General features: G+C 58.6%; 23 protein-coding genes. 15 read left to right on the top strand and 8 right to left on the bottom strand.

The window, feature by feature from the left end; genetic code table 11:
• Positions 1–112: 112 nt before the first annotated feature.
• Entirely contained in the window at positions 113–955 is an 843-nt protein-coding gene (gene pcaR, locus WLY71_RS05770; protein WP_008147316.1) for a pca regulon transcriptional regulator PcaR, read from the bottom strand.
• 493 nt (positions 956–1,448) lie between these two features.
• Between pcaR and WLY71_RS05765 the strand changes: the two genes are divergently transcribed.
• From WLY71_RS05765 to WLY71_RS05755, 3 genes are all read left to right on the top strand, one after another.
• A complete protein-coding gene (locus WLY71_RS05765) occupies positions 1,449–1,577 on the top strand; it encodes a hypothetical protein (RefSeq protein WP_259696353.1) in 129 nt (42 codons plus the stop codon).
• A gap of 47 nt (positions 1,578–1,624) precedes the next feature.
• On the top strand, positions 1,625–1,825 hold the full coding sequence (locus tag WLY71_RS05760; protein ID WP_007935837.1) for a hypothetical protein: 201 nt from the start codon (positions 1,625–1,627) through the stop codon (positions 1,823–1,825).
• 375 nt (positions 1,826–2,200) lie between these two features.
• Positions 2,201–3,676, top strand: a complete 1,476-nt coding sequence (locus tag WLY71_RS05755) for an inorganic phosphate transporter (protein WP_347802826.1) — start codon at positions 2,201–2,203, stop codon at positions 3,674–3,676.
• 174 nt (positions 3,677–3,850) lie between these two features.
• Here WLY71_RS05755 and ccoM read toward each other — a convergent pair whose 3' ends face one another.
• From ccoM to WLY71_RS05740, 3 genes are all read right to left on the bottom strand, one after another.
• Positions 3,851–3,964: a cytochrome c oxidase subunit CcoM gene (ccoM, locus tag WLY71_RS05750; protein WP_010462558.1), complete on the bottom strand. Its 114-nt coding sequence runs from the start codon at positions 3,962–3,964 to the stop codon at positions 3,851–3,853.
• A gap of 144 nt (positions 3,965–4,108) precedes the next feature.
• A complete protein-coding gene (locus WLY71_RS05745) occupies positions 4,109–4,270 on the bottom strand; it encodes a hypothetical protein (RefSeq protein ID WP_095128014.1) in 162 nt (53 codons plus the stop codon).
• A gap of 100 nt (positions 4,271–4,370) precedes the next feature.
• A complete protein-coding gene (locus WLY71_RS05740; protein WP_095128015.1) occupies positions 4,371–4,712 on the bottom strand; it encodes an aspartate-semialdehyde dehydrogenase in 342 nt (113 codons plus the stop codon).
• A gap of 252 nt (positions 4,713–4,964) precedes the next feature.
• On the opposite strand from WLY71_RS05740, the gene rapA reads away from it, so the two are divergent.
• Positions 4,965–7,811: an RNA polymerase-associated protein RapA gene (rapA, locus tag WLY71_RS05735; protein WP_347802825.1), complete on the top strand. Its 2,847-nt coding sequence runs from the start codon at positions 4,965–4,967 to the stop codon at positions 7,809–7,811.
• 165 nt (positions 7,812–7,976) lie between these two features.
• On the opposite strand, the gene WLY71_RS05730 is transcribed toward rapA, so the two are convergent.
• Complete coding sequence (locus WLY71_RS05730; RefSeq protein WP_347802824.1) at positions 7,977–9,329, bottom strand: spinster family MFS transporter; 1,353 nt, start codon at positions 9,327–9,329, stop codon at positions 7,977–7,979.
• A gap of 288 nt (positions 9,330–9,617) precedes the next feature.
• On the opposite strand from WLY71_RS05730, the gene WLY71_RS05725 reads away from it, so the two are divergent.
• The gene (locus WLY71_RS05725; protein ID WP_347802823.1) at positions 9,618–11,900 is read left to right on the top strand and encodes a putative bifunctional diguanylate cyclase/phosphodiesterase; all 2,283 of its coding nucleotides are present in this window, start codon (positions 9,618–9,620) and stop codon (positions 11,898–11,900) included.
• Here the strand turns inward: WLY71_RS05725 and WLY71_RS05720 are convergent.
• Positions 11,791–12,687 carry an NAD(P)-dependent oxidoreductase gene (locus tag WLY71_RS05720; protein WP_347802822.1) on the bottom strand — a complete coding sequence of 299 codons (897 nt, stop codon included), beginning with the start codon at positions 12,685–12,687 and terminating at the stop codon, positions 11,791–11,793. The two genes, WLY71_RS05725 and WLY71_RS05720, sit on opposite strands and share 110 nt — an antisense overlap.
• 197 nt (positions 12,688–12,884) lie before the next feature.
• On the opposite strand from WLY71_RS05720, the gene WLY71_RS05715 reads away from it, so the two are divergent.
• On the top strand, positions 12,885–15,080 hold the full coding sequence (locus tag WLY71_RS05715; protein ID WP_347802821.1) for a hypothetical protein: 2,196 nt from the start codon (positions 12,885–12,887) through the stop codon (positions 15,078–15,080).
• A gap of 298 nt (positions 15,081–15,378) precedes the next feature.
• On the opposite strand, the gene WLY71_RS05710 is transcribed toward WLY71_RS05715, so the two are convergent.
• A complete protein-coding gene (locus WLY71_RS05710) occupies positions 15,379–15,684 on the bottom strand; it encodes a DUF2288 domain-containing protein (protein WP_046056389.1) in 306 nt (101 codons plus the stop codon).
• 338 nt (positions 15,685–16,022) lie between these two features.
• Here WLY71_RS05710 and WLY71_RS05705 point away from each other — a divergent pair, with 338 nt between their 5' ends.
• The 6 genes from WLY71_RS05705 to WLY71_RS05680 all read left to right on the top strand — a co-directional run bounded on the left by WLY71_RS05705 (position 16,023) and on the right by WLY71_RS05680 (position 21,727).
• Entirely contained in the window at positions 16,023–17,150 is a 1,128-nt protein-coding gene (locus tag WLY71_RS05705) for a branched-chain amino acid ABC transporter substrate-binding protein (protein ID WP_347802820.1), read from the top strand.
• Positions 17,151–17,382: 232 nt separating this feature from the next.
• On the top strand, positions 17,383–18,306 hold the full coding sequence (livH, locus tag WLY71_RS05700) for a high-affinity branched-chain amino acid ABC transporter permease LivH (protein ID WP_347802819.1): 924 nt from the start codon (positions 17,383–17,385) through the stop codon (positions 18,304–18,306).
• On the top strand, positions 18,303–19,559 hold the full coding sequence (locus WLY71_RS05695) for a high-affinity branched-chain amino acid ABC transporter permease LivM (protein WP_064676188.1): 1,257 nt from the start codon (positions 18,303–18,305) through the stop codon (positions 19,557–19,559). The genes livH and WLY71_RS05695 overlap by 4 nt, the downstream gene beginning before the upstream one ends.
• A complete protein-coding gene (gene livG / locus WLY71_RS05690) occupies positions 19,556–20,323 on the top strand; it encodes a high-affinity branched-chain amino acid ABC transporter ATP-binding protein LivG (RefSeq protein WP_129441792.1) in 768 nt (255 codons plus the stop codon). The genes WLY71_RS05695 and livG overlap by 4 nt, the downstream gene beginning before the upstream one ends.
• Entirely contained in the window at positions 20,324–21,025 is a 702-nt protein-coding gene (locus WLY71_RS05685) for an ABC transporter ATP-binding protein (RefSeq protein ID WP_347802818.1), read from the top strand.
• A gap of 450 nt (positions 21,026–21,475) precedes the next feature.
• The gene (locus WLY71_RS05680) at positions 21,476–21,727 is read left to right on the top strand and encodes a DUF6124 family protein (protein WP_347802817.1); all 252 of its coding nucleotides are present in this window, start codon (positions 21,476–21,478) and stop codon (positions 21,725–21,727) included.
• Between the two features lie 110 nt (positions 21,728–21,837).
• Here WLY71_RS05680 and WLY71_RS05675 read toward each other — a convergent pair whose 3' ends face one another.
• Entirely contained in the window at positions 21,838–22,758 is a 921-nt protein-coding gene (locus tag WLY71_RS05675) for a LysR family transcriptional regulator (RefSeq protein WP_201186029.1), read from the bottom strand.
• Between the two features lie 105 nt (positions 22,759–22,863).
• On the opposite strand from WLY71_RS05675, the gene WLY71_RS05670 reads away from it, so the two are divergent.
• From WLY71_RS05670 to WLY71_RS05660, 3 genes are all read left to right on the top strand, one after another.
• A complete protein-coding gene (locus WLY71_RS05670) occupies positions 22,864–23,463 on the top strand; it encodes a short chain dehydrogenase (protein ID WP_347802816.1) in 600 nt (199 codons plus the stop codon).
• A gap of 59 nt (positions 23,464–23,522) precedes the next feature.
• Positions 23,523–24,176, top strand: coding sequence for a COG3650 family protein (locus tag WLY71_RS05665; protein WP_347802815.1), 654 nt, complete (start codon positions 23,523–23,525; stop codon positions 24,174–24,176).
• A gap of 95 nt (positions 24,177–24,271) precedes the next feature.
• Positions 24,272–25,885, top strand: coding sequence for an NAD(P)/FAD-dependent oxidoreductase (locus tag WLY71_RS05660; protein WP_347802814.1), 1,614 nt, complete (start codon positions 24,272–24,274; stop codon positions 25,883–25,885).
• The last annotated feature ends 89 nt before the right edge of the window (positions 25,886–25,974 follow it).

Raw genomic sequence — 25,974 nt, 5'->3', positions numbered from 1 at the left:
GGATAGGAGCCAGCCAAGGCTGGCGCTGCCGCGACATTAGTGATCTTGGGGAAAGAGCGTCAATTCGATAAACGCGAGTCTGTGCGTTTATCGAACAGCTTAGGCAAATGGCTTACGCAAAGAGTTGCGCGCTGAGGTCGCGACTCGCGCTCAGAAGGCCAGGCAGGAAACGTTGTTCCAGCTCGTTGCGGCTGACTCGGCCGGCGTGGGTACTGACATTGAGCGCCGCGACCACTTGGCCGGAAGCGTCGTACACCGGAACGGCAATCGAGCGCAGGCCCTGCTCCAGTTCCTGATCGACGATGCACCAGCCTTGCTGCCGCACCTCTTGCAGGCATTCGAGCAACGCCTCGGGGGTATGCAGGGTTCGGCTGGTCTTGGCTTGCAGCTCTGCATGGTCGAGGTACTCGCGCAGTGACGTGTCGTCCAGCGCCGCGAGAAGAATCCGGCCCATCGAAGTGCAATAGGCGGGCAGGCGACCACCCACCGACAGGTCAACGGAAATCAGTCTCTGAGTGGTGGCCGAACGAGCGATGTACAAGATGTCATCGCCTTCCAGAGTGGCCATGTTGCAGGCTTCATGAAGTTGCTCACTCATGCGGTCCAGGTAGGGCTGAGCGGAAACCGCCAGCGGCGTCGAGGACACATAGGCATGACCAAGCGTCAGTACTTTAGGCAGCAGCGAATACGTGCGGCCGTCGGTGGTGGCGTAGCCGAGTTTGATCAGCGTGTGCAGGCAACGTCGCACAGCGGCGCGGGGAATTTCCGTGCGGTGACTGATCTGGGCGATGGTGAGGTGACGTTTGCGCTCCTGGAACGCTTGCACCACGGCCAGGCCACGGGCCAGGGATGTCATGAAATCCGGGTCGCCGGTCAGTGCCTGGATCCGCTTGGCGGGCGAGGCAACGATCGGCGGCGCCACTGAAGCGAAGGAATTGCGCATTTGATCGTTCATTTAAGGTCCTTTTCCCACACGGTTCAGCGGCTATTACAAGCGGCAGCCGGTCCCTCACACAACCCCGGCCAGCCAAGACCGTTCGATTATCGAACCGTCGAGCGATAATCGCAATCGGACCAGCCGATTATTGAACGAGCTCGCACCTGTTTTTACACTGGCTCTGACGCAGACTAGAAGGGTTGATGTAATTGTCCTAACTTGTTCGACTTAATGGCGTCAGAAAGACATCACTGTAAAGTCGTGCCGCCGAACGACCTAGTTAGCCGTATAAAGTTGCGAGTAACAAAACAATCACACATCAAGACCCACTTTTAACTCTTTGGCGATAGTGTTCTTCGAATCGACCGCTATAATGCAATTAAGTGGTGACCGGGTTTTAATTGCCGATTCCGCCACCCGGTAGCGCGATGTTCCATCGCCGTTACCCGCAGCAAGCGCCTGACACTCATTTCATATGCTTAGCCAAGGCGTTCGCTGAAACAGGAAACTGATGCTACGACAGCTGTTTATCTCTGGTGCCGTGGCCGCCTGCAACATGGAAGTAATTGATCGCAATGCCGTAAAAAATGATGCCTTTGCGGGCCTTGTGCTTTCGGCGAGCGTGGTCAAATACATTTGATGCAGCGCGTTTCACCAGAATTTATCTCAACTCAATCAGGTAGCACTGTGACGAAAGACGAACTGCGCGCGGAACTTGAGCGCCAGGAACAACGTTACAAGGAAGTTTACGGCGGGGAAGTCACCACCTACGCCGCTCAGCCCGAACCGGAACGCAAACCCTGGCGTAAACGCGCCACCGTTCAGGATCAGGCTTTCACTCAAGAATTGCAGAAAATGGAAAAGGAACTCAAAGCCGAAGAACCATAAGCCCTCGCCTGAATCCTTTCAAGGGTCTGCGTCTGCACCCGTTAAAAACGGGATGTATCGATGATGCCTTTCGCGCCCGCTACGAGCGGGCAGCGGCCACCTCAGCCACGGGATGAGGCAAATGGCGCATGTCTGGCCCTCTTTTCAGATATTCCACACAAGCGTTAAAACCTCTTGCTCCTACGAGAGGACGCCTTGTGGCTGCGGCCTTTTCAAAGAAATTCAATGACTTGGAAAACCCAGTAAAAACCTGGGGCTTGGGCTGCTGCCACAAATTAATTCGTTGAAGAATGTTACCGATGAGCACCTAGTGCATCGATTAGCAGTCTTTTCTGGCATAATCGCGCCCCCTTACGACCGGGTCAGAAAACCTTCATGATCGATTTATTCAGCGGACTAGATGCTTGGGTGCTTGTGAGCCTCTTGCTCGCCCTGGCCTTTGTCCTCGCCTTCGAGTTCATCAACGGCTTTCATGACACCGCTAACGCGGTGGCCACTGTTATCTACACCAAAGCCATGCCGCCCCATCTGGCGGTGTTTTTTTCCGGTGTGTTCAACTTTCTCGGCGTGCTGCTGGGCGGTGTCGGCGTGGCGTATGCCATCGTCCACCTGCTGCCGGTAGAGCTGCTGATCAATGTGAACACCGGTCACGGGCTGGCCATGGTGTTCTCGCTGCTCGCCGCCGCTATCACCTGGAACCTGGGCACCTGGTACTTCGGTATCCCGGCTTCCAGCTCCCATACGCTGATCGGGTCGATCCTCGGTGTCGGCCTTGCCAACGCCTTGATCAACGACATTCCGTTGGCTGATGGCGTGAACTGGCAGAAGGCAATTGATATCGGTGCGTCCCTGGTGTTCTCGCCAATGGCGGGCTTCCTGGTCGCCGCTCTGATATTGATCGGCCTTAAATGGTGGCGTCCACTGTCGAAGATGCACAAGACACCGGAACAGCGCCGCAAGATCGACGACAAGAAACACCCGCCGTTCTGGAACCGCCTGGTGCTGGTCATTTCAGCCATGGCCGTGAGCTTCGTGCACGGCTCCAACGATGGCCAGAAAGGTATCGGCCTGATCATGCTGGTGCTGATCGGTATCGTACCGGCGCAGTTCGTTCTCGACCTGGGCAGCACGACTTACCAGATCGAACGGACTCGCGACGCGACCCTGCACCTGAGCCAGTTCTACAAGCGCAATGCCGATACGCTGGGTGAATACCTGGCCCTGGGCAAAAGCGTGGGAGGTGATCTGCCGGAGAAATTCCGTTGCAACCCGCAACAGACCGAACCGACCATTACCGCCCTGCTCGGCACCCTTAAAGGTGTAGCCGACTACCACTCGCTGCCGTCGGAAAGCCGCATCGAAGTGCGTCGCTACCTGCTCTGCCTGGACGACACGGCGAAGAAAGTCGGCAAGCTGCCAGGCCTCGCGCCCCGTGAAAAGGCTGACCTGAACAAGCTGCGCAAAGACTTGACCACCACCACCGAATACGCCCCGTTCTGGGTGATCCTGGCGGTCGCCCTGGCCCTCGGCCTGGGTACCATGGTCGGCTGGAAACGCGTGGTACTGACCATCGGCGAGAAGATCGGCAAGCAGGGCATGACTTACTCCCAAGGCATGTCGGCTCAGATCACTACCGCAAGCCTGATCGGCATGGCCAACATCTTCAGCCTGCCGGTGTCCACCACCCACGTCCTGTCCTCGGGTGTGGCCGGCACCATGGTCGCCAACAAAAGCGGCCTGCAAGGCGGCACCGTCAGAACCATCCTGCTGGCCTGGGTCCTGACCCTGCCAGCCACAGTGAGCCTGTCGGCCGGCCTGTTCTGGCTGGCGTCGAAGGCACTGGGCAGCTGATACATCGCTGCTAAAAAAGGCGCGTCCCGTGAGGTTCGCGCCTTTTTATTGCCCGCATTTCGGTATAGATCGTTCCCACGCGTGGGAACGATCATGCAAAGATTTTCAGACACAAAAAAAAGGGCAACCGAAGTTGCCCAAAATGCCTTGCGTGCTCATTGCTTCCAGAAAGACCTACGGTTTGCGCTTATGCGAATCCTTCCAGATAAAAAATCCAAACCCTGCAAAAAACAGAACCATGAGGCCGACTGTCAGCACTCCGGCGATCACCACGTTGTCGAAAAACATGACTGGCCTCCTGCACTTGCCTTGTTGCGATGGGGCTAAGTTAACCAATCAGGCAGGAGAAAAAATTGACCGGGATCAATGTCGCCCGAGACTGGGCGTAAAGGAGGGAAAATAACTGACCTGCATCAACCGATGCAGGGTGTTTCAACGCTTTTTCGGTTTGTTCTTCGGCTTTTTCTTCGCTTTACCCAACGGCATGGCGTGCTCGAACGCCTGGCGCACTTCGTTCAGGCGCTTTTCATTAAGGTCATGAACCCGCTTGGCGCGTTCGGCGTTGAGGTCGATCAGCTTGTCGTCTTGGCTCATGGTGCTCAGTGCATCGCCTGGAATGAAATTCAGTTGCCGCATCTGCAGGCAAGGATGTGCCAATAATGCGGTCTGATGGCAGCGCTGACCAGCCGTGAGCTCAAATCTGGATATCGACCCACAAACCCTGCCGTGGCTGATCTTCCATCAATGGCGCCACCGGCACGGTATTGTCGGCATTGAGCTCGTCACCGGGAATCGCCAGGTGCTCTTCGGGATCTTCATCGGCTTCGCGGCGGCGCCTTTGCTGTTCCTGCTTGCGGCGCTGTTCCTCGCGCAGCTGAAACGCCGCCTCTTCCGGATCGCGCTGTTGCAGGTCGATGGTGCTTTCGTTGGAGCTTTCCTGCACCGGCACCACGGGGGGAATATCCGGCCGCTGGCGAATCGGATCCTGCTGTGAGGTGATTGGCACGGCACTCAAGGGGAGCATCGGTGGCAGCATAATTATTAGTCTCCTGTCAGCAGGCTGTCGGCTGCGGGGATGGCGACTTGAGCCATCGGTCGCAAACTGTGACCCGTTTGGCACTTGTAGGAGCTGCCGCAGGCTGCGATCTTTATCGGACAACATAGAACTCAAGCGTTCCCCAAGATCAAAAGATCGCAGCCTTCGGCAGTTCCTACGCCGTAAACCTTTTGGTCTGGAGGGCCGATTCCGTTAAGATAGCCCGCTTTTTCAAGGTGGGAGTCAGGCAGCATGGCGCAGCAGTATCAACCGGGGCAACGCTGGATCAGTGACAGCGAAGCCGAGCTGGGTTTAGGCACCGTTCTGGCACAGGACGGCCGCTTGTTGACCGTGCTCTACCCGGCCACTGGCGAGACTCGCCAGTACGCGCTACGGAATGCGCCCCTCACCCGCGTGCGGTTTTCGCCGGGTGACTCGATCACTCACTTCGAAGGCTGGAAACTGACCGTACAAGAAGTCGACGACGTCGACGGCCTGCTGGTTTACCACGGCCTCAACGGGCAGAACGAAGTGGTTACCCTACCGGAAACCCAACTGTCGAACTTCATTCAGTTCCGTCTGGCCAGCGATCGTTTGTTCGCCGGGCAGATCGACCCTCTTGCCTGGTTCTCCCTGCGATACAACACCCTGGAACACACCAGCCGCCAGTTGCAGTCCGCGCTTTGGGGCCTCGGTGGCGTGCGTGCGCAACCGATCGCGCACCAGCTGCACATCGCCCGTGAAGTCGCCGACCGCATTGCACCGCGGGTTTTGCTGGCAGACGAAGTGGGCCTGGGCAAAACCATCGAAGCCGGTCTGGTGATCCATCGCCAACTGCTCTCGGGCCGCGCCAACCGCGTGCTGATCCTGGTTCCGGAGAACCTGCAGCACCAGTGGCTGGTGGAGATGCGCCGCCGCTTCAACCTGCAAGTCGCGCTGTTCGACGAAGAACGCTTCATCGAAAGCGATGCCGCCAACCCGTTCGAAGACACCCAGCTCGCGCTGGTTGCACTCGAGTGGCTGGTGGAAGACGAGAAGGCCCAGGACGCACTGTTCGCCGCCGGTTGGGACCTGATGGTCGTCGACGAAGCCCACCACCTGGTGTGGCACGAAGACAAGGCCAGCCCCGAATACTCGCTGGTCGAGCAACTGGCCGAAGTCATTCCCGGCGTCCTGCTGCTGACCGCGACCCCGGAACAACTAGGTCAGGACAGCCACTTTGCGCGTCTGCGCCTGCTCGACCCAAACCGTTTCCATGACCTGCACGCCTTCCGCGCCGAGAGCGAAAACTATCGCCCGGTGGCCGAAGCCGTTCAGGAGTTGCTGGACAAGGGGCGCCTGTCGCCTGAAGCGCACAAGACCATTCACGGTTTCCTCGGCAACGAAGGCGAAGCCTTGCTGGCTGCGGTCAACGATGGCGATATCGAAGCCAGCGCCCGTCTGGTCCGCGAACTGCTGGACCGCCACGGCACAGGCCGCGTGCTGTTTCGCAACACCCGCGCCGCGGTACAGGGTTTCCCGGAGCGCAAACTGCACCCGTACCCGCTGCCGTGCCCGGACGAATACCTCGAACTGCCGTTGGGCGATCACGCCGAGCTGTACCCGGAAGTCAGCTTCCAGGCCCAGCCGGACGCCAACGAAGAAGAACGCTGGTGGAAATTCGACCCGCGCGTCGAGTGGCTGATCGATCAGCTGAAGATGCTCAAGCGCACCAAAGTGCTGGTGATCTGCGCCCACGCCGAAACCGCCATGGACCTGGAAGACGCCCTGCGCGTGCGCTCCGGCATCCCGGCCACGGTCTTCCACGAAGGCATGAACATCCTCGAGCGTGACCGCGCCGCTGCCTACTTCGCCGACGAAGAATTTGGCGCGCAAGTGTTGATCTGCTCGGAAATCGGCAGTGAAGGTCGTAACTTCCAGTTCTCGCACCACTTGGTGCTGTTTGATCTGCCGGCCCACCCGGACCTGCTGGAGCAGCGTATCGGTCGTCTGGACCGGATCGGCCAGAAGCACATCATCGAACTGCACGTGCCGTACCTGGAAACCAGCCCGCAAGAGCGCCTGTTCCAGTGGTACCACGAAGCGCTGAACGCGTTCCTCAACACCTGCCCGACCGGTAACGCCCTGCAGCATCAGTTCGGCCCGCGCCTGCTGCCGCTACTGGAAAATGCCGACGACGGCGAGTGGCAAGCGCTGATCGACGAAGCCCGCGCCGAGCGCGAACGCCTGGAAGCCGAGCTGCACACCGGCCGCGACCGCTTGCTGGAACTCAATTCCGGCGGTGCCGGCGAAGGTGATGCACTGGTCGAGGACATCCTTGAGCAAGACGACCAGTTCGCCCTGCCGATCTACATGGAAACCCTGTTCGACGCCTTCGGCATCGACAGCGAAGACCACTCGGAAAACGCGCTGATCCTCAAGCCGAGCGAAAAAATGCTCGACGCCAGCTTCCCGCTGGGCGACGACGAAGGCGTGACCATCACTTACGACCGCAACCAGGCGCTGTCTCGCGAAGACATGCAGTTCATTACCTGGGAACACCCGATGGTTCAGGGCGGCATGGACCTGGTCTTGTCCGGCTCCATGGGCAACACCGCCGTGGCGCTGATCAAGAACAAGGCGCTGAAACCTGGCACCGTGTTGCTCGAACTGCTCTACGTCAGCGAAGTGGTTGCTCCGCGCTCGCTGCAGTTGGGCCGTTACTTGCCGCCGGCCGCCCTGCGCTGCCTGCTCGATGCCAACGGTAATGACCTGTCGGCCCGGGTCTCGTTCGAAACCCTTAACGATCAGCTGGAAAGCGTGCCGCGTGCCAGCGCCAACAAGTTCATCCAGGCCCAGCGCGATCAGCTGACGCCACGGATCAACGCCGGTGAAGAGAAGATCTTCCCGCGTCACGCCGAGCGCGTGGCTGAGGCGCAGCGTCGTCTGGCCGCCGACACCGATGAAGAACTGGCGCGCCTGACCGCGTTGCAAGCGGTCAACCCGACCGTGCGTGACAGCGAACTGGTGGCCCTGCGCAAGCAACGCGAGCAAGGCCTGGCCATGCTCGACAAGGCTGCGCTGCGACTGGAAGCGATTCGGGTGTTGGTGGCGGGTTAACTCTCCTGCTCCACCGCTAAAACAAAAGGCCCGCAGTGATGCGGGCCTTTTTGCATTCTGTAGGTCTGTGGTTATACCGATGACGCCAAGATCGCAGCCTTCGGCAGCTCCTACGGGTGTACGCATTCCAAGGTAGGAGCTGCCGAAGGCTGCGATCTTTTGATCTTAAACCGCGGGCGCTACAGAAACCCCAGGCTCAACCACCGCCACCAACCCTTCCTTCATCCGCTTGGCATCGCGCACAAAACAACGCGAAGCCAGGAACAGAAACACCATGGTGAAAAACAGCGCCACCGGGATCAAATACATCGCGTCATGCAAGCCGACAGCCTTGAACGCCTCGGTCATCTGTCCAGCGCCGGCCGAGAGCATCGCCGTATGTGCAAAGTGGTCGGACAATGCGCCCACTACCACCGGCCCCAAACCACCACCCAGCAAATACAATCCGGCAAAGAACAGCGCCATGGCCGTAGCCCGCAAGCGCGGCTCGACTACGTCCTGAATGGCGGTATAAACGCAGGTGTAGAAGTTGTAGGCAAACAACCAGCCCACACTGAACACCGCCACAAATACCCCGATCTCGATCCGCCCGGAATGCAGCGCCCAAGCCGTGCACACCGTCGAGATGATCAAGCTGAACGCGGCAAACAGCAGTCGCCCATTGGCCACCCGCTGGTGAATCTTGTCCGCGACCCAACCGCCCAGTGTCAGGCCGAACAACCCGGTCACGCCGACGATCACCCCGGTCGCCACCGCCGCTTCCTGTAACGGCATCAGGAAATAGCGCTGCAGCATCGGCACCAGAAACGAGTTGCAGGCATACGTGGCGAAGTTGAAACACAGCCCCGCCATCACCAGCCACAGGAAAGTCGGCACCGCCAGCACCCGACGGATCGGCCGGTCTACGCGCTCCTGCGAGACTTGCACACTCTCTGCGGCGCCGCGTTTCGGTTCTTTGATGTAGAACATGAAGATCGCAAGGATCAGCCCCGGCACTGCCGCGATAAAGAACGGCGCGCGCCAGCTGTCGAACGCCTTGACCATCGCGCCGATGGTGAAGAATGCCAGCAGCAACCCCAAAGGCAGGCCGAGCATGAAAATGCCCATCGCCCGCGCCCGGCGGTGGGCCGGGAACAGGTCGCCGATCAGCGAGTTGGCGGCCGGTGCGTAACTGGCTTCACCGATGCCGACGCCCATGCGCACGATCAGGAAAGCCCAGAAACTCCCCACCAGTCCGTTGACTGCTGTCAGCCCGCTCCATGCCGCCAGGCCCCAGCCCATCAATTTACTGCGCGAACCGGTATCGGCCATCCGTCCCAGAGGCAGGCCGGCAATGGCATAAACGAGGGTGAATGCGGTACCGATGATCCCCAGCTGAAAGTCACTGAGGTGCCATTCCATGCGGATCGGTTCGATGATGATGGCCGGAATGGTGCGGTCGAAGAAGTTGAACAGGTTGGCCAGGAACAGCAGGAACAGAATGCGCCAGGCATTCGCCGCTTGGGTCGAGTTCTGCATGGGTCCGTCTCTTTTATTGTTATTGGGGCTTCACTGCCTGCGCATCCGAGCCCGGAACCTGCAATCTAGTCAGGCGCGCCAGAGCTGTCTGTCATTATTTGTAAAGCTGATATCCGCCCATGGAGGATGTCGCAGCTGATACAACATTTATTTCCAAACGCTCTAACGCTAATTCAAAAATGGTTAGGGCCGATGTGCCACTATCGTTTGCACTCTAAACATGCCTTCTATACTCCAAAGCATTCGCCAGCGTTCATGGCGCCAGCCAGGATGACAATGGGGCATGCTATGGAGTGGCTTGGTTTGAATTTCATTACCGAGCTGACGGCGAACGGCCAGGTAATACTCAACTGCACACATGACCCTTTTCTGGTACTGCTGGCGTATTTGGTCGCCTGTGTCGGCAGCTTTGCCACATTGGACATGGCCGAACGGGTCGGTCACGTGGAAAAACCCGCCTCGCAGCGGCTCTGGCGCTGGGTCGGCGCCAGTTGCCTGGCGGGCGGTATCTGGGCCATGCACTTCATTGGCATGCTAGCGTTTCAGGCTCCGATCGACATTCAATATGAATTACCCATCACTCTCCTTTCTCTGTTGATCGCCCTGCTCGCCTCGTGGCTGACCATGCATACTCTCAGTCATCCCCACCTGAGTTTTTGGCAATATCTCCAGGCTTCGATCTGCATTGGCCTGGGCATCGCCACCATGCATTACGTGGGCATGACCGCCATGCGTTCGAGTGCGATGGCCTATTACCAACCCACGCTATTCGCCCTCTCCATTGTGATCGCCATCGGTGCCAGCCTTGCAGCCCTGCTGATATCAAGTCATCTGCGCGACGGCACCGGTCTGTTCCATCAACTGCTCAAATACAGCGCCAGTCTGGTGCTCGGGGCAGGCATCATCAGCATGCACTTCACCGGCATGGCCGCCTTCAATCTGGTGCTGCCCGCCGACAGCCTCCAGCCGCTGCCCGGCGTAAACAATCATCTGCAACTGGGTCTGACGGTGGCGATCATGACGCTGCTGATCATCGGCAGCAGCATCAGCGCGGCGATGGCGGACAAGAAGCTGCAAAACAAGGAACACGATCTGCAACGGGTCAACGCCCTGCTCAGTCAACTGGACCAGGCGAGAATGTCGTTACAACAGGTGGCGCACTACGACCCACTGACCAACCTGATCAACCGCCGTGGCTTCAACCAGATTTTTGCCGAGAAGCTCATGGAGAAAACCAACGAAGGCGGCATGCTGGCGGTGCTGTTCCTGGACATCGACCATTTCAAGCGGATCAACGACAGCCTCGGCCATGATGCCGGCGACGAATTGCTCAAAGTCCTGGCTGACCACATAAAGTGCTCGGTGCGCAGCCACGAAGATGTGGTTGCGCGCTTCGGAGGCGACGAGTTTTGCATCCTCATCGGCCTGCATGATCGTGATGAAGCGCGGCACATGGCCCAGCGCATCATGGCGAAAATGAAGGAGCCCATCGAGCTGTCCGGGCGGCGCATGGTCATGACCACCAGTATCGGCATCAGCTTGTTTCCGCAAGATGGCAAGACCTGTGAAGAGTTGCTGAAAAACGCTGACCTGGCGCTGTATCAGTCAAAGGACAGCGGGCGCAATGGCCTGAATTTCTTCAGCGAAGACCTGAAAACCCGCGCGACGCTGGAACTGCAACTGGAAGAAGAACTGCGCCACGCCCTGCGCGAAAACACCGGACTGATGCTCTATTACCAACCGATCTATGACCTGAAAACCGCTCACGTCAGCAAACTTGAAGCGCTGGTCCGCTGGCAACATCCGGTTCACGGACTGCTGGTACCAGACCGGTTCATTGCCATCGCCGAGGCCAACGGCCTGATCGCCGAACTGGACAACTGGGTCCTGCGCAAAGCCTGTGAGGATCTTGGCGAGTTGTCGCGTCAGGGTTGCGAAGAACTCCACATCGCCGTGAACTGCTCGCCCCTGAACCTGGCGCGCGAAGAATTGGCCGATGAAATCGAACACGCGCTGCGGGTTGCCGGAGTGACGCCGCAGCGACTGGAACTGGAAGTGACCGAAAATGCGCTGATGGGCAACATCGCCGATACGCTGGTGTTGCTGCGCCAGATTCGTGCCCTCGGCGTGTCGCTGTCGATTGATGACTTCGGCACCGGTTACTCATCACTGGCCTATCTCAAACGGCTGCCACTCAACACGCTGAAGATCGACCGCTCGTTCATCCAGGACATTCCCAAGGCCACCCAGGACATGGAAATCGTTCAAGCGATCATCGTCATGGCCCACACGCTGCATTTGCAGGTGGTGACCGAAGGCGTCGAAACCCTTGAGCAATACGAGTTTCTGGAGCGTAACGGCTGCGACTTCGTGCAGGGCTACCTGCTCAGTCGTCCGGTACCGCTGGCGGAATTGCGTCCCGTGCTGAGCGAAATCAACCAGCGCAAGCACCCGCACATTGTCAGCCCTTTGAGTCTGGCTCGCGGTACAACTGCACTAGCGTCGACGGATCTTTTTCCAGGAATCCCTGGCTCCCATGCAGTCGCATCAGTTGTGCGGCCAGTCCACTGATCGGGGTGGCCGAGCCTTGCTCAAGGGAAAACTTCACCGCGGTGTCGAGGTCCTTGAGCAGCGTGCGCACATGCCATTTCACCGGTTCGAAACGGCTTTCGGCCATTTGCGGACCCAGGATCTGCAAGGGCTTTGAATCGGCAAACCCGCCTGCCAGCGCCTCGGCGATCAGACTGGCCTGCACCCCGGAACGCTCGGCCAACGCCACGACTTCAGCGATAACCAGCGCGTTGCAGGCGACGATCATCTGATTGCAGGCCTTGGTTACCTGCCCCGCTCCGACGGCGCCCATGTGAGTCACACGCTGGCCGAGGCTCAACAGCACAGGCCTGACGCGCTCAAGATCCTCCGCTTCTCCGCCCACCATGATCGCCAGGCTGCCAGCCTCGGCCCCGACCACTCCGCCGGACACTGGTGCATCCAGCCAGCTCATACCGGTTTGGCTGACCAGCGCCGTTGCCATTTCCCGCGTCACGGTAGGTTCCAGGCTGGAAAAATCCACCAGCAGTTGACCGCTTTTCGCACCTTGCGCAATCCCTGCCGCACCAAACACCACCTCACGAACCACCGACGTGTTCGCCAGGCACAACATCACCACGTCGGCGTGCTGGCACAGCTCAGCCGGCGTGGCGACCTGTCGAGCACCGGCGTCGACCAGCGGCGCGCACTTGGCTGGATTACGGTTCCACACCGTCAGCGGATAACCCGCTGCCAGCAGACGCCGGCACATCGGCAAGCCCATCAGGCCGACCCCCGCAAACCCGAGTGAAGGTAACGCTGCCATCATTTGGCCTCCTTTTGATTAAAGATCGGTAAATATTGGCCGATTCATCATGACTTAGGAAAGGATTCCCCCGAGTGATGCTCAGGCCAAGGCCCTGACGCTTGGGCCAAATACGCGCTAAAAAAAGACGCGAGATCCCATCCGTGATGGTTCGACGACATCGTGTCGCCCAACCAACCAGCCCAGGTACATGGCGCACAATGACTTCTAAAAACAATCCGGCCACTGCGATATCCGATCTGACGTTGAGCCCCGCGGCAAACAGCCCCGCACCGTCGAAGCCATTGACGCCATCGCGCCCGTTGGCGACTCAGCAATACCTGTACTTCACCGAAACCAATACCGACCGCATCCTCGATAATCTCGACGGTCTGCGCGACATGGTGTTCCCGCGCCCACCGCATCTGGAAGGCGACAGTGAACATCACAGCGATCAGGAATTCCCGTCGGTGTGCTTGATCGGCCTGGGCCGCTGCGGTTCGAACATCGCGCTGGACGTCGCCGAACTGGTGTACAACGCCCGCAAGTTCTACCTCAACGAATTCAATAACGAAGATCGCCTGTCGCCGGACAAACGCTTCGCCGAAAAGGGCTACAGCCCGGCACAGTGGATTCGCAACAACCTGCGCCTGGGGCCGAACAAGGCCACCAAACCGGTGTTCCTGGTAGAACCGTTGGTCATGCTCGGCGACCTGGACAAAGACATCGCCGGTCGCATCCGCTTCTCGCGCAAGGGCGAAAAAAGCGGTTTCCTGCGCGACTACAGCAAAATGAAGATCATGGACTTGTCGGAAGTCCACGCCGGTGGCGCCGGTAACGCGCCAATCCTCGGTCAGTACCTGGCCAAGATCATCCTGAACAAGGACACCCAGCGTTTCTCCAGCCCTGACTGGAAGATGATTCATTCGTACCTGATCGACAGCTGCGGGATCAAGGCCAACCAGTCGCGCCTGTACTTCTCGATTTTCAGCGCCGGTGGCGGTACCGGTTCGGGCATGGCCTCGGAATTCGGCCTGGCCCAGCAGCACTCGTACATGAACAAGACGTTCGATACCAAACCGATGGACGAGCACGACGGCAAGAGCGGTCATTCCTTCGTCTTCGAGCCGATCTTCACCAGCGGCATTTGTGTGTTGCCGAACATTTCCGATCACCGCAGCGAAATGTCCGAGGCGCTGCACATCAACGCCGGTCGTCTGCTGTGTAAATACCTGTCGGAAGAGTGGGACTTCTCCTACAACTTCGCCAACGAAGACAGCAGCGAAGCCAGTGTCATGGGTCGTATCCGCCCATGGAACGCCATGATGCTGATCTCCAACGACATCATGCGTTATGCCGAAGAAAGCGATGACGGCAATATCCAGAACATCGACGTCAACGCGATGGAAAAGCACGCTAACCAGTACATCTCACAGCAGATCTTCAACATTCTGACGGCGCAGGCGGTGACCACCGACTACGACCAGAACTATTTCCGTCGGGCTGGCATCGACATTGGCGAAACCATTCGCCTCGACGCCAATGACCTGTTCATGAGCCTGGCCGGCCCCGTAGCGATTGCCTACGCCGAGTCCGTGGTGCCGGAAACCCCGCCGCCGAGCAGCGACAAGTTCAAGGTGTTCGAGAAAGAACCGCAGCGCCTGAACATCGACGACCTGTTCTTCCGCTCCATCGACTTGCCGCACTTCAACAAAGTGACCCAGGCGATCGAAGGCATCAGCCTGTTGCCGATCGAATCCAAGCGCTATCGCGCCTCGCTGGAGCAGTACAAGAACTCGGGGTATGACGCGGCCGCCTTGCACGACCTGCACTTCTTCAAGAACTGCTCGTCGGTGGTCTCGATTGTTTCGCTGCCAAAGGACTACAAGCTGTCCTACATGGACCTGAACCGGTTGAAGACTCACCTCAACAGCCTGTTCCCGAACACCACGCTCAAGCGTTATGCGCTGGTCATCGGCGCCTCGGCCAACCTGTCGCTGACCACCCTGATCGCCAAGAGCCCGTGCCTGTCGGACGACTTCCTGACGCTGATCGTAGCCTTCATCAAGCGCTGCTTCGCGAAAAACCCGTACCGCTTTGACGAGACTCTGGATAACTCGATCCTGGACTTCATCATTAATGAAGATTTCGACGAAGACCGGATCGACGAGCTGCTTAATGAGTTCGAGAACCCGGCGAAGATCCTCGACACCAACTGGTACGCGATCAAACCGATGTACGAAAAGAAGTACCGCGAACTGATCAACGACAAAGACAAGTTCGTCTCGATCAATGACATTCGTCTGTCCCGGGATTGCGTGAAGAAGGCGATCAAGTACTTGCGCGAGATTTATCGTCACCGGATTGGCAAGACTAAGGTTATTTCGCTGAACAACCATACTGGCAAGACCGCTTAATCAGCAGCGCCCCAATCGCGAGCAAGCTCGCTCCCACAGGGGCCCGCGTTCTTTCAGGAAGAATGCGATCACATTGTGGGAGCGAGCCTGCTCGCGATGGCGGCATCAGATTCACCACAAATCCCAACATCCAGAAACAATTAAGCAGCCATCAGGCTGCTCAATAAACTGTTCCCGTTACGTTTACGTCACCCTCGCCAAGACCCTTCTGTGGCCTTTCTCTACGGCAACATGCCATCACGCTACTCGGCTACACACTTTTGCCCGGCAATGCCGCGCACCAATTAAGTGCATCCATTCAGCTCGTCGCCCTTTCCTGGATCAGAATCCACGGTGAAACGACCACTGCCCACAGCTGCGGATCACGTTCAAAAAGATCCAGCGCCCGCGTTTCAGACAGCTTGGCGACCTTGTCGGCGGCCAGCCAGGCAGCCACTTTCTCGCCTTCATCGGTCGCTACTGCTTCCGCCGCAGCAATCAAATCCAGACCGGGGTCGACCCACAATAGGGCACCCTTGGCGAAGAACGGCTCAAGCTCCTTCCAGGTAATAGATGCGGTTTCACCAAGCAGCTTGGCATAGAGGGTGCTAGGTTCTTGAGTCATGGGTCCTGTCCGGAAAAGAAATCGACGTAATCATAACGTTGGTGGTCTGGCAGAAAAACCCGGATGCAATTGAGTTACCGATTGAAAACAGCAGGAAAGCCAAGGATTGCTGATATTTCAGCTATAACCCCCGCCGCCATTCTGTCTTTTTCTTTCAATAAAGCGACACCCTCAGGTTTTGCCCCCTGGCGCTAGCTTCCCAGGCTAACAATTGGCGCTCTACACTGTACCGGTACAGTTGCCGGGGGCATTTTCCGGAGGATATCGAAGATATCTGACCCGGTTCTGCTGCTACGGCGCCAGGACTATAAAAACTACAACAGTAAGAGTGGAGCACTATGACTAAGGCTACTAAGCAGATTTCCAAACTGTTTGCCGCTATGGTTCTGGCCGGGGTTGCCAGCCATTCGTTCGCAGCTGACACCATCAAGATCGGCATCGCCGGCCCTAAAACCGGCCCTGTAGCCCAATACGGCGACATGCAGTTCAGTGGCGCAAAAATGGCCATCGAACAGATCAACGCCAAAGGCGGCGTAGACGGCAAGAAACTCGAAGCCGTTGAATACGATGACGCCTGTGATCCAAAACAAGCGGTAGCGGTCGCGAACAAAGTCGTCAACGACGGCGTCAAGTTCGTGGTCGGTCACCTGTGCTCCAGCTCCACCCAACCGGCTTCGGACATTTACGAAGACGAAGGCGTGATCATGATCACCCCGGCTGCCACCAGCCCGGACATCACCACTCGTGGTTACAAAATGGTGTTCCGCACCATCGGTCTGGACAGCGCCCAAGGCCCTGCCGCCGGTAACTACATTGCCGACTTCGTAAAACCGAAAATCGTTGCCGTTCTGCACGACAAACAGCAATACGGTGAAGGCATCGCCAGCGCCGTGAAGAAAACCCTGGAAGGCAAAGGCGTCAAGGTTGCCGTGTTCGAAGGCATCAACGCCGGCGACAAAGACTTCTCGTCGATGATCGCCAAGCTCAAGCAAGCCAACGTCGACTTCGTCTACTACGGCGGCTACCACCCGGAACTGGGTCTGATCCTGCGTCAAGCCAGTGAAAAAGGCCTGAAAGCCAAGTTCATGGGTCCGGAAGGCGTGGGTAACGACTCCATTTCGCAGATCGCCAAAGACGCTTCCGAAGGTCTGCTGGTGACCCTGCCGAAATCCTTCGACCAGGATCCGGCCAACATCGCCCTGGCTGACGCGTTCAAAGCCAAGAAAGAAGATCCAAGTGGTCCGTTCGTGTTCCCGGCCTACTCCGCTGTGACCGTCATCGCCGACGGCATCAAGGCTGCCAAGTCCGAAGACACTGCCAAAGTGGCTGAAGCCATCCACAAAGGCACCTTCAAGACTCCAACTGGCGACCTGAGCTTCGACGACAAGGGCGACTTGAAAGACTTCAAATTTGTGGTTTACGAGTGGCACTTCGGCAAACCAAAAACTGAAGCCAAGCCTCAGTAAGGCGTTGCCTGACTGACTGCCAATAAAGCCCACGGCGTGCCGTGGGCTTTGTTTTACGAACGTATTGGGCCGCGCTGGCGTGATCCGCCAGTCTCCCCACCTGAAAATCTCAAAACCGTCATCAGCGGTTCGCTGGCAAACCTCGCGTTCGAAGTGGATGCAGATCCACGGGGCTCGAGCGGGAAAATGACTCCACCAGTGAAATGCGTATCAGGTTTTTAGGAGCGCTGTAATGCCTGACATCTATCACTTCTTCCAACAGCTGGTTAATGGTCTGACCATTGGCAGCACGTATGCCCTGATCGCCATCGGCTATACGATGGTTTACGGCATCATTGGAATGATCAACTTCGCCCATGGCGAGGTGTACATGATCGGCTCTTACGTGGCGTTCATCGCCATCGCCGGGCTGGCCATGATGGGACTCGACAGTGTTCCACTGTTGATGACCGCCGCTTTCATCGCGACCATTGTCGTGACCAGTGCCTACGGTTACAGCATCGAACGGATCGCCTACCGCCCTTTGCGCGGCAGCAACCGTCTGATCCCGCTGATTTCCGCCATCGGCATGTCGATTTTCCTGCAGAACACGGTTCTGCTGGCGCAAGACTCCAAGGACAAATCCATCCCCAACCTGATCCCCGGCAACTTCTCCATCGGGCCAGGTGGCGCACATGAAGTGCTGATTTCCTACATGCAAATCGTGGTGTTCGTGGTGACGCTGGTCGCCATGCTCGGCCTGACGCTGTTCATCTCCCGCTCTCGCCTGGGTCGCGCCTGCCGCGCCTGTGCCGAAGACATCAAGATGGCCAATCTGCTGGGTATCAACACCAACAACATCATCGCCCTGACCTTCGTCATCGGTGCCGCACTGGCGGCCATCGCGGCCGTGCTGCTGAGCATGCAATACGGCGTGATCAACCCCAACGCCGGCTTCCTTGTCGGCCTCAAGGCCTTCACCGCAGCGGTACTGGGCGGTATTGGCAGCATCCCCGGAGCCATGCTCGGCGGGATCGTGCTTGGGGTGGCGGAAGCCTTTGGTGCCGATATCTTCGGCGACCAGTACAAGGACGTCGTGGCGTTCGGTCTATTGGTCCTGGTGTTGTTGTTCCGGCCAACCGGCCTGTTGGGCCGTCCGGAGGTTGAGAAAGTATGACTAGGAATCTTAAACAGGCGTTGTTCAGCGCCTTGCTGGTGTGGGCCGTTGCCTACCCGGTACTCGGTCTGAAACTGACCATTGTCGGCATCAACCTCGAAGTCCATGGCACCAGTGACGCCACACTGATCACCATCGCCGTTTGCTCGGTGCTGATGTTCCTGCGGGTGCTGTTCGACCAGCAGATCAGCTCGGCCTGGCGCTCCTCGCCAAGCATGCCGCTGATTCCGGCCAAGGCCAGTAACTTCCTGACCCTGCCGACCACCCAACGCTGGATCATCATTGCGTTGATCGCCGGTGCGCTGGTCTGGCCGTTCTTCGGTTCTCGCGGGGCGGTGGATATTGCCACCCTGGTGCTGATCTACGTGATGCTCGGCCTGGGCTTGAACATCGTGGTCGGCCTGGCCGGTCTGTTGGACTTGGGTTACGTCGGCTTCTACGCCGTCGGTGCCTATAGTTATGCGTTGCTGTCGCATTACTACGGCCTGAGCTTCTGGATCTGCCTGCCGATCGCCGGTTTGATGGCGGCCACCTTCGGCTTCCTGCTCGGGTTCCCGGTACTGCGTCTGCGCGGTGACTACCTGGCGATCGTGACGTTGGGCTTCGGTGAAATCATCCGTCTGTTCCTGCGTAACCTGACCGGTCTCACGGGGGGTCCGAACGGTATCAGCAACATCGAGAAACCAACGTTCTTCGGCCTGACCTTCGAACGTAAAGCCGCCGAAGGCATGCAAACCTTCCACGAGTACTTCGGCCTGGCCTACAACTCGATCAACAAGGTGATCTTCCTTTACCTGGTCGCGTTGTTCCTGGCACTGGCGGCACTGTTTGTCATCAACCGCTTGCTGCGCATGCCTCTGGGCCGCGCGTGGGAAGCATTGCGTGAAGACGAAATCGCCTGCCGTGCACTGGGTCTCAATCCTACGGTCATCAAGCTTTCGGCCTTCACCCTCGGCGCCAGCTTCGCCGGTTTTGCCGGTAGCTTCTTTGCCGCCCGCCAGGGTCTGGTGACACCGGAGTCCTTCACCTTCATCGAGTCGGCGATCATTCTCGCCATCGTCGTGTTGGGTGGCATGGGCTCGCAGCTGGGCGTGATCCTGGCAGCCGTGGTAATGATCCTGCTGCCGGAAATGATGCGTGAGTTCAGTGAATACCGCATGTTGATGTTCGGCGCCTTGATGGTGCTGATGATGATCTGGCGCCCTCAAGGCCTGCTGCCCATGCAACGTCCTCACATGGAGCTGCGCAAATGAGCCGCGAGATCCTTAAAGTAGAAAATCTGAGCATGCGCTTCGGCGGCTTGCTGGCGGTCAACGGCGTAGCCCTGAGCGTGAAAGAAAAACAGGTCGTGGCACTGATCGGCCCCAACGGCGCCGGCAAGACCACCGTGTTCAACTGCCTGACCGGTTTCTACCAGCCGAGTGGCGGCAGCATCCTGCTGGACGGCGAGCCGATCCAGGGCCTGCCCGGCCACAAGATTGCCCTCAAAGGCGTGGTGCGCACCTTCCAGAACGTGCGGTTGTTCAAGGACATGACGGCGGTCGAGAACCTCTTGATCGCCCAGCACCGTCACCTGAACACCAACTTCCTGGCCGGTCTGTTCAAGACCCCGGCGTTCCGCAAGAGCGAGCGCGAGGCCATGGAGTTCGCCGAGTTCTGGCTGGACAAGGTCAACCTCAAGGCGTTCGCCAACCGGCCGGCCGGCACCCTGGCCTACGGTCAGCAACGTCGTCTGGAAATCGCTCGCTGCATGATGACCCGTCCGCGGATCCTCATGCTCGACGAACCGGCCGCCGGCCTGAACCCGAAGGAAACCGAAGACCTGAAGGCGCTGATCAGCATGTTGCGTGAAGAGCACAATGTCACCGTGCTGCTGATCGAACACGACATGAAACTGGTCATGAGCATTTCCGACCACATCGTCGTGATCAACCAGGGCACGCCTCTGGCCAACGGCACGCCGGAACAGATCCGCGACAATCCCGAAGTGATCAAAGCCTACCTGGGGGAAGCGTAAATGCTGCAATTCGAAAACGTTTCCACCTTCTACGGCAAGATCCAGGCCCTGCACAGCGTCAATGTGGAAATCCGTCAGGGCGAAATCGTCACACTGATCGGTGCCAACGGCGCGGGCAAATCCACCTTGCTGATGACGCTTTGCGGTTCGCCGCAAGCCCACAGCGGCAGCATCAAGTACATGGGTGAAGAGCTCGTGGGGCAGACCTCGGCGCAGATCATGCGCAAGAGCATCGCCGTGGTTCCGGAAGGTCGTCGGGTGTTTGCCCGACTGACCGTGGAAGAAAACCTCGCCATGGGCGGGTTCTTCACCGACAAGGGCGATTATCAGGAACAGATGGACAAGGTTCTCGGACTTTTCCCACGCCTGAAAGAGCGCTTTGCCCAACGCGGCGGCACCATGTCCGGCGGCGAACAGCAAATGCTCGCCATCGGCCGTGCGCTGATGAGCAAGCCCAAGCTGTTGCTGCTCGACGAACCTTCGTTGGGCCTGGCACCGCTCATCATCCAGCAGATCTTCGACATCATCGAACAGCTGCGCAAGGACGGTGTAACGGTGTTTTTGGTGGAGCAGAACGCCAACCAGGCGCTGAAAATTGCCGACCGTGCGTACGTTCTGGAGAACGGCCGGGTGGTGATGACAGGCACTGGGGAAGCGCTGCTGACCGACCCGAAAGTACGTGAAGCGTACCTGGGTGGTTGAGTCTTCGTGGTAAACAAAAAACGGCCTTCGGGCCGTTTTTTTGTGCCTGTCACACATCTCATAACAATGAAGATCTCCCCGTAGGAGATTTTGGGTGTTTTGGAGAGCGTGTTTAATCAGTGTCTGTGTTACTTCCTGCAAGCTACAACGCCTTGCGTCGTTGCCTACAGCTACGCCAGAATCCGCCGGCTTGTGCGCCTGGGGACCGGCCTCTATCGTTTCCCCGCCACTGCCCATCAGTGGTCGGGTTTAGTCGCTCGGTTGTTTTGCACAGAAACGCATAAGCGCCAAAAAGTCAGGTATCCCTTTCCTGCACTTGATGGCGGCTGTGTGCAGGGCGCCTTCGGGCGCGCCGAGTTTCTGTGCTCATCGGTCGACTAACCTGCATACAGCTGCCACCCATTCGTTTAGTCGCGAACCGGGCGTAGCCCTTACAGCGAGCACAAACTTATGTTCAAGAACTCACCCAATCCCCCGCACAATCCCAGCCCGATGTTTGTCGTCGCGCCCGGTATCGATGTGCAAACCCTGCTGGGCCATGCCAGCGAATCACTAGCGTCGGCGAGTGTGATGGCCAGCAATTTCGCCGCTTTCCTGGAAGGTTCGCACCGCAACATGCTGCTCGGTATCCAGCAAAGCATCATGCTGGGCGAACTGGCGGTGAATCGGGCGCTGGATCAAATCGACCCCCAAGAATCCTGACCACGAAGATCACCCTGTGGGAGCGAGCCTGCTCGCGAATGCAATTTCACATTCAACAGAAATGTTGTCTGCCCTACCGCTTTCGCGAGCAGGCTCGCTCCCACAGGGATCTATGTGGTGTGCTGGAGCCGATCCAGCGCCTCGCCACTGCGCTTGAACCAGCCAATCAAATAGTCCGCCAACACCTGGGTGCGCTTCGGCAAACCGCCCTGATACGGGTGAACCAGGTACATCGGCATGCGGCGGGTCTGATAGTCACGCAGGAGCCAGCGCAAACGGCCGTCAGCCAATTCCGCTTGCAGCAGGTAGGACGGCAACCGCGCAATACCGGCGCCAGCCAGCGCGGCTTTTTTCAACAGGCTGTAATGGTTGCTGGCGAACGGTCCCGACACGCGAACCCGCAGCAACTCGTGTTGCTGGTGATAGAGCCACTCTTCGCGGCCGCTGTAATGACTGTTGAGCAGACAGCGATGTTCAGCGAGGGCCTGCGGTGTCAGCGGTTCGCCGTATTGCTCAAGGTAAGCCGGGCTGGCGCAGGTCATTTCGTGCCAGGCTAATAGCGGTCGGGCCACCAGGCGCTCGTCATTGCCCACCTCGGAGCGAACCGCGAGATCAAACCCGTCACGGGACAAATCACGGTAGCTGTTGCTCAGGTCCAGCTCGATCTGCACCTCGGGGTACTTGCCGGAAAACTCCAGCAATAGCCCATCGAAGAAGGTTTCCCCCAGCGAAACCGGAACCGTCATACGCACTGGTCCGGCCATGTCGTCCTTCAGCCGCGCCAATGCCTGACGCGCCCTCTCGACTTGGACTACGAGCGCCTGGGCTTGCGGCAACAGCGCCGCACCCGCAGCGGTCAGGCTCAAACGGCGGGTGGTGCGTTGCAGCAGCACCACTGAAAACCGCGATTCCAGTTGGCTGATGCGCTTGGACAACTGACCTTTGCTGCACCCCAACTGCTGTGCCGCCAGTGTGAAACTTCCTGCTTCAATCAATATCGCGAACGCCGCCAGATCATCCATTTCGCTCATGGATTGTTTCCATTTGAAAACCAAAGGTTGCCTATTAGCACGCTTATCGATGAAAAAAACCACTCTAGACTGAAGCCTCTTTCAACCCACTCAAGGAACAGCAGCATGAAAATTCTTTTGATAGGCGCAGGCGGCACCATCGGTTCGGCGGTCGACAAGGAGCTGTCCGAGCGTCACGAGATCATCCGCATCGGCCGCAACAGCGGTGATTTCCATGTAGATATCAGCGACAGCGCTGCGATTCGCAAGCTGTTCGAGAAAACCGGCAAGTTCGATGCACTGGTCTGCGCCGCTGGCAACGTGACATTCGCACCCCTCGGTGAAATGACCGAAGAAAGCTTCGCGCTGGGCCTGAAAGACAAGTTGATGGGCCAGGTCAATCTGCTGCTGATCGGCCGCGAGTTCGCCAATGACGGCGCCTCGTTCACCTTCACCACCGGCGTGCTCAGCCACGACCCGATTCGCAGCGGCGCCTCGGCAGCGCTGGTCAACGGCGCCCTTGACAGTTTCGTCCGCGCCGCCGCCATCGAACTGCCTCGTGGTCTACGCGTTAATTCGGTGAGCCCGAACGTACTGGTCGAAGCCATGGGCAGCTACGCGCCGTACTTCCGCGGCTACAAACCGGTTCCGGCAGCGGATGTGGCATTGGCCTACGCCAAAAGCGTCGAGGGCCTGCAAACAGGTCAGACCTTTCACGTGGGCTAAACCCTTGTGATGAACGGTCAGGCTGCGTAACGTGGCGGCACTTGTCTGGAGACTCAAAGATGCGTGTTGCCCGTTCCTTAGTCCTTGTTGCCCTGCTTCCGCTGTTTGCCGCCTGCCAGTTGCTCGATAGCCCGCGTGAAAGTGCCTCCCACGTGGGCCAGACCCGCATGCAAGGCCAGTTGACGGCGGCGGACGGCAAGTTGCAGTTCCAGCCATGCAATGAACAACGCAGTTACGTCGTCAACGACACCGGCGGCACCAGCGTCCTGCAAGAGGCCGCAACCCTCGCCGATGCTCAGGGCAAGCTGTTCGCCGACGTGCGCGGGCGAATCGTCGACAACCGCCTCGATCTGGCACAGCTGTACCGCGTCGAGCGCTCGGGCACCGCGTGCAACGATCCGAACTTCAAATTGCTTATCCTGCGCGCCGCCGGCCATGGGCCTGAGTGGAACGTGAAAGTCAGCGGCAAAGGCATGGTCATCGAGCGCGCCGGTCAGCCGCCATTGGCCGTGCCCTACGTTGAAGAGCAACTGGGCGATGGCCGCTTCAACCTCAGCACCGAAGCCAATAACCAGCACATCGAATTGTGGGTTGCACCGCAACGTTGCGTCGACAGCACCACCGGCAGTGTCCAGCACATGAGCGCCGAACTGCGCGTAGACGGCCAGGTTCAGCGTGGCTGCGGGTATTTCGGCGGATCGCGTAACGACTGATCGTTTTAGCCTCACGGGAATCATTCTTTGAGGCTTATAATCGCGGGCTTCAAACGCCTTGGCGCAGTTGTGCGCCCCGCGAACCGGATCCTGTCATGTTACGAATCACCGAACTCAAGCTGCCGATCGACCATCCCGAAGAAGACCTGCGCCCTGCCATCGTGCAGCGCCTGGGCATCACCAGTGATGACCTGCTCGATTTCACCTTGTTCAAGCGCAGCTACGATGCGCGCAAAAAGTCCTCCGAACTGTGCTTCATCTACACCATCGACCTCAACGTTCGCGATGAGGCGACGGTGCTGCACACGTTCGTCGATGACCGTAACGTCAACGTGGCGCCGGATGTCAGCTACAAAGCGGTCGGCCAGGCGCCGGCTGATCTTGAGCAACGTCCTGTTGTCGTGGGCTTCGGTCCGTGCGGGATTTTCGCCGGGCTGCTGCTCGCGCAAATGGGCTTCAAGCCGATCATCCTCGAGCGCGGCACCGAAGTGCGCCAGCGCACCAAGGACACTTGGGGCCTGTGGCGTAAAAGCGTGCTTAACCCGGAATCCAACGTGCAGTTCGGTGAAGGCGGCGCGGGGACGTTCTCTGACGGCAAGCTTTACAGCCAGATCAAGGATCCGAAGTTCATCGGTCGCAAAGTCCTGCACGAGTTCGTCAAAGCGGGTGCGCCGGAAGAAATTCTCTACGTCAGCAAACCGCACATCGGTACGTTCCGTCTGACCGGTGTTGTGGAAAACATGCGTGAGCAGATTCGTGCGCTGGGTGGCGAAGTGCGCTTCCAGCAGCGGGTGACCGACGTATTGATCGAAGACGGCCAACTGGTCGGCGTCGAGCTCAATGGCGGCGAGCAGATCCATTCGAAACACGTGATTCTGGCCCTAGGTCACAGCGCCCGGGACACTTTCCGCATGCTGCATGGCCGTGGTGTGTTCATGGAAGCCAAGCCGTTTTCGGTGGGTTTCCGCATCGAACACCCGCAGTCGCTGATCGACCGCGCACGCTTGGGCAAGTACGCCGGCCACCCGAAACTCGGGGCCGCCGACTACAAACTGGTGCACCACGCCAGCAACGGACGTTCGGTCTACAGCTTCTGCATGTGCCCGGGCGGCACCGTGGTGGCGGCGACGTCCGAGCCGGGCCGCGTGGTCACCAACGGCATGAGCCAGTACTCGCGTAACGAGCGCAACGCCAACTCCGGGATCGTCGTCGGGATCACCCCGGAAGTCGATTATCCGGGCGGCCCGCTGGCGGGTATCGAGTTGCAGGAACGCCTGGAATCCCACGCCTTTGTGCTGGGCGGCAGCAACTACGAAGCGCCGGCGCAACTGGTCGGCGACTTCATTGCCGGCAAGCCGTCCACCGAGTTGGGCAGCGTAGAACCGTCTTACAAACCGGGGGTTGCCTTGGGTGATTTGGCGTTGGCCTTGCCGGCGTTTGCCATCGAAGCCATTCGCGAAGCCTTGCCTGCGTTCGAGAAGCAGATTCGCGGTTACTCGCTGCACGACGCGGTGTTGACCGGGATCGAGACGCGTACGTCATCGCCGCTGCGGATTACCCGTGACGAGTCGATGCAGAGCCTGAACGTGAAAGGCTTGTTCCCGGCGGGTGAAGGCGCGGGTTATGCGGGCGGGATTCTGTCGGCGGGTGTCGACGGGATTCGGATTGCAGAAGCCGTGGCCCGCGACATCCTCGGTCTCGAGGCTTAAAGCCTTAACATCAAAAGATCGCAGCCTTCGGCAGCTCCTACAGGGTGTTCACCGTCCTATGTAGGAGCTGCCGAAGGCTGCGATCTTTT

It is taken from the genome of Pseudomonas rossensis, assembly GCF_039888995.1.
GTDB lineage: Bacteria > Pseudomonadota > Gammaproteobacteria > Pseudomonadales > Pseudomonadaceae > Aquipseudomonas > Aquipseudomonas rossensis.
The sequence above is the reverse complement of the archived record's forward strand: the minus strand, read 5'-3'. Positions and strand labels throughout refer to the sequence as shown.

Coding starts and splice junctions, on each gene's coding strand:
- pcaR (WP_008147316.1), bottom strand. CDS start 955: ATGAACGATCAAATGCGCAATTCCTTCGCTTCAGTGGCGCCGCCGATC.
- WLY71_RS05765 (WP_259696353.1), top strand. CDS start 1,449: ATGCTACGACAGCTGTTTATCTCTGGTGCCGTGGCCGCCTGCAACATG.
- WLY71_RS05755 (WP_347802826.1), top strand. CDS start 2,201: ATGATCGATTTATTCAGCGGACTAGATGCTTGGGTGCTTGTGAGCCTC.
- ccoM (WP_010462558.1), bottom strand. CDS start 3,964: ATGTTTTTCGACAACGTGGTGATCGCCGGAGTGCTGACAGTCGGCCTC.
- WLY71_RS05745 (WP_095128014.1), bottom strand. CDS start 4,270: ATGAGCCAAGACGACAAGCTGATCGACCTCAACGCCGAACGCGCCAAG.
- WLY71_RS05740 (WP_095128015.1), bottom strand. CDS start 4,712: ATGCTGCCACCGATGCTCCCCTTGAGTGCCGTGCCAATCACCTCACAG.
- rapA (WP_347802825.1), top strand. CDS start 4,965: ATGGCGCAGCAGTATCAACCGGGGCAACGCTGGATCAGTGACAGCGAA.
- WLY71_RS05730 (WP_347802824.1), bottom strand. CDS start 9,329: ATGCAGAACTCGACCCAAGCGGCGAATGCCTGGCGCATTCTGTTCCTG.
- WLY71_RS05725 (WP_347802823.1), top strand. CDS start 9,618: ATGGAGTGGCTTGGTTTGAATTTCATTACCGAGCTGACGGCGAACGGC.
- WLY71_RS05720 (WP_347802822.1), bottom strand. CDS start 12,687: ATGATGGCAGCGTTACCTTCACTCGGGTTTGCGGGGGTCGGCCTGATG.
- WLY71_RS05715 (WP_347802821.1), top strand. CDS start 12,885: ATGACTTCTAAAAACAATCCGGCCACTGCGATATCCGATCTGACGTTG.
- WLY71_RS05710 (WP_046056389.1), bottom strand. CDS start 15,684: ATGACTCAAGAACCTAGCACCCTCTATGCCAAGCTGCTTGGTGAAACC.
- WLY71_RS05705 (WP_347802820.1), top strand. CDS start 16,023: ATGACTAAGGCTACTAAGCAGATTTCCAAACTGTTTGCCGCTATGGTT.
- livH (WP_347802819.1), top strand. CDS start 17,383: ATGCCTGACATCTATCACTTCTTCCAACAGCTGGTTAATGGTCTGACC.
- WLY71_RS05695 (WP_064676188.1), top strand. CDS start 18,303: ATGACTAGGAATCTTAAACAGGCGTTGTTCAGCGCCTTGCTGGTGTGG.
- livG (WP_129441792.1), top strand. CDS start 19,556: ATGAGCCGCGAGATCCTTAAAGTAGAAAATCTGAGCATGCGCTTCGGC.
- WLY71_RS05685 (WP_347802818.1), top strand. CDS start 20,324: ATGCTGCAATTCGAAAACGTTTCCACCTTCTACGGCAAGATCCAGGCC.
- WLY71_RS05680 (WP_347802817.1), top strand. CDS start 21,476: ATGTTCAAGAACTCACCCAATCCCCCGCACAATCCCAGCCCGATGTTT.
- WLY71_RS05675 (WP_201186029.1), bottom strand. CDS start 22,758: ATGAGCGAAATGGATGATCTGGCGGCGTTCGCGATATTGATTGAAGCA.
- WLY71_RS05670 (WP_347802816.1), top strand. CDS start 22,864: ATGAAAATTCTTTTGATAGGCGCAGGCGGCACCATCGGTTCGGCGGTC.
- WLY71_RS05665 (WP_347802815.1), top strand. CDS start 23,523: ATGCGTGTTGCCCGTTCCTTAGTCCTTGTTGCCCTGCTTCCGCTGTTT.
- WLY71_RS05660 (WP_347802814.1), top strand. CDS start 24,272: ATGTTACGAATCACCGAACTCAAGCTGCCGATCGACCATCCCGAAGAA.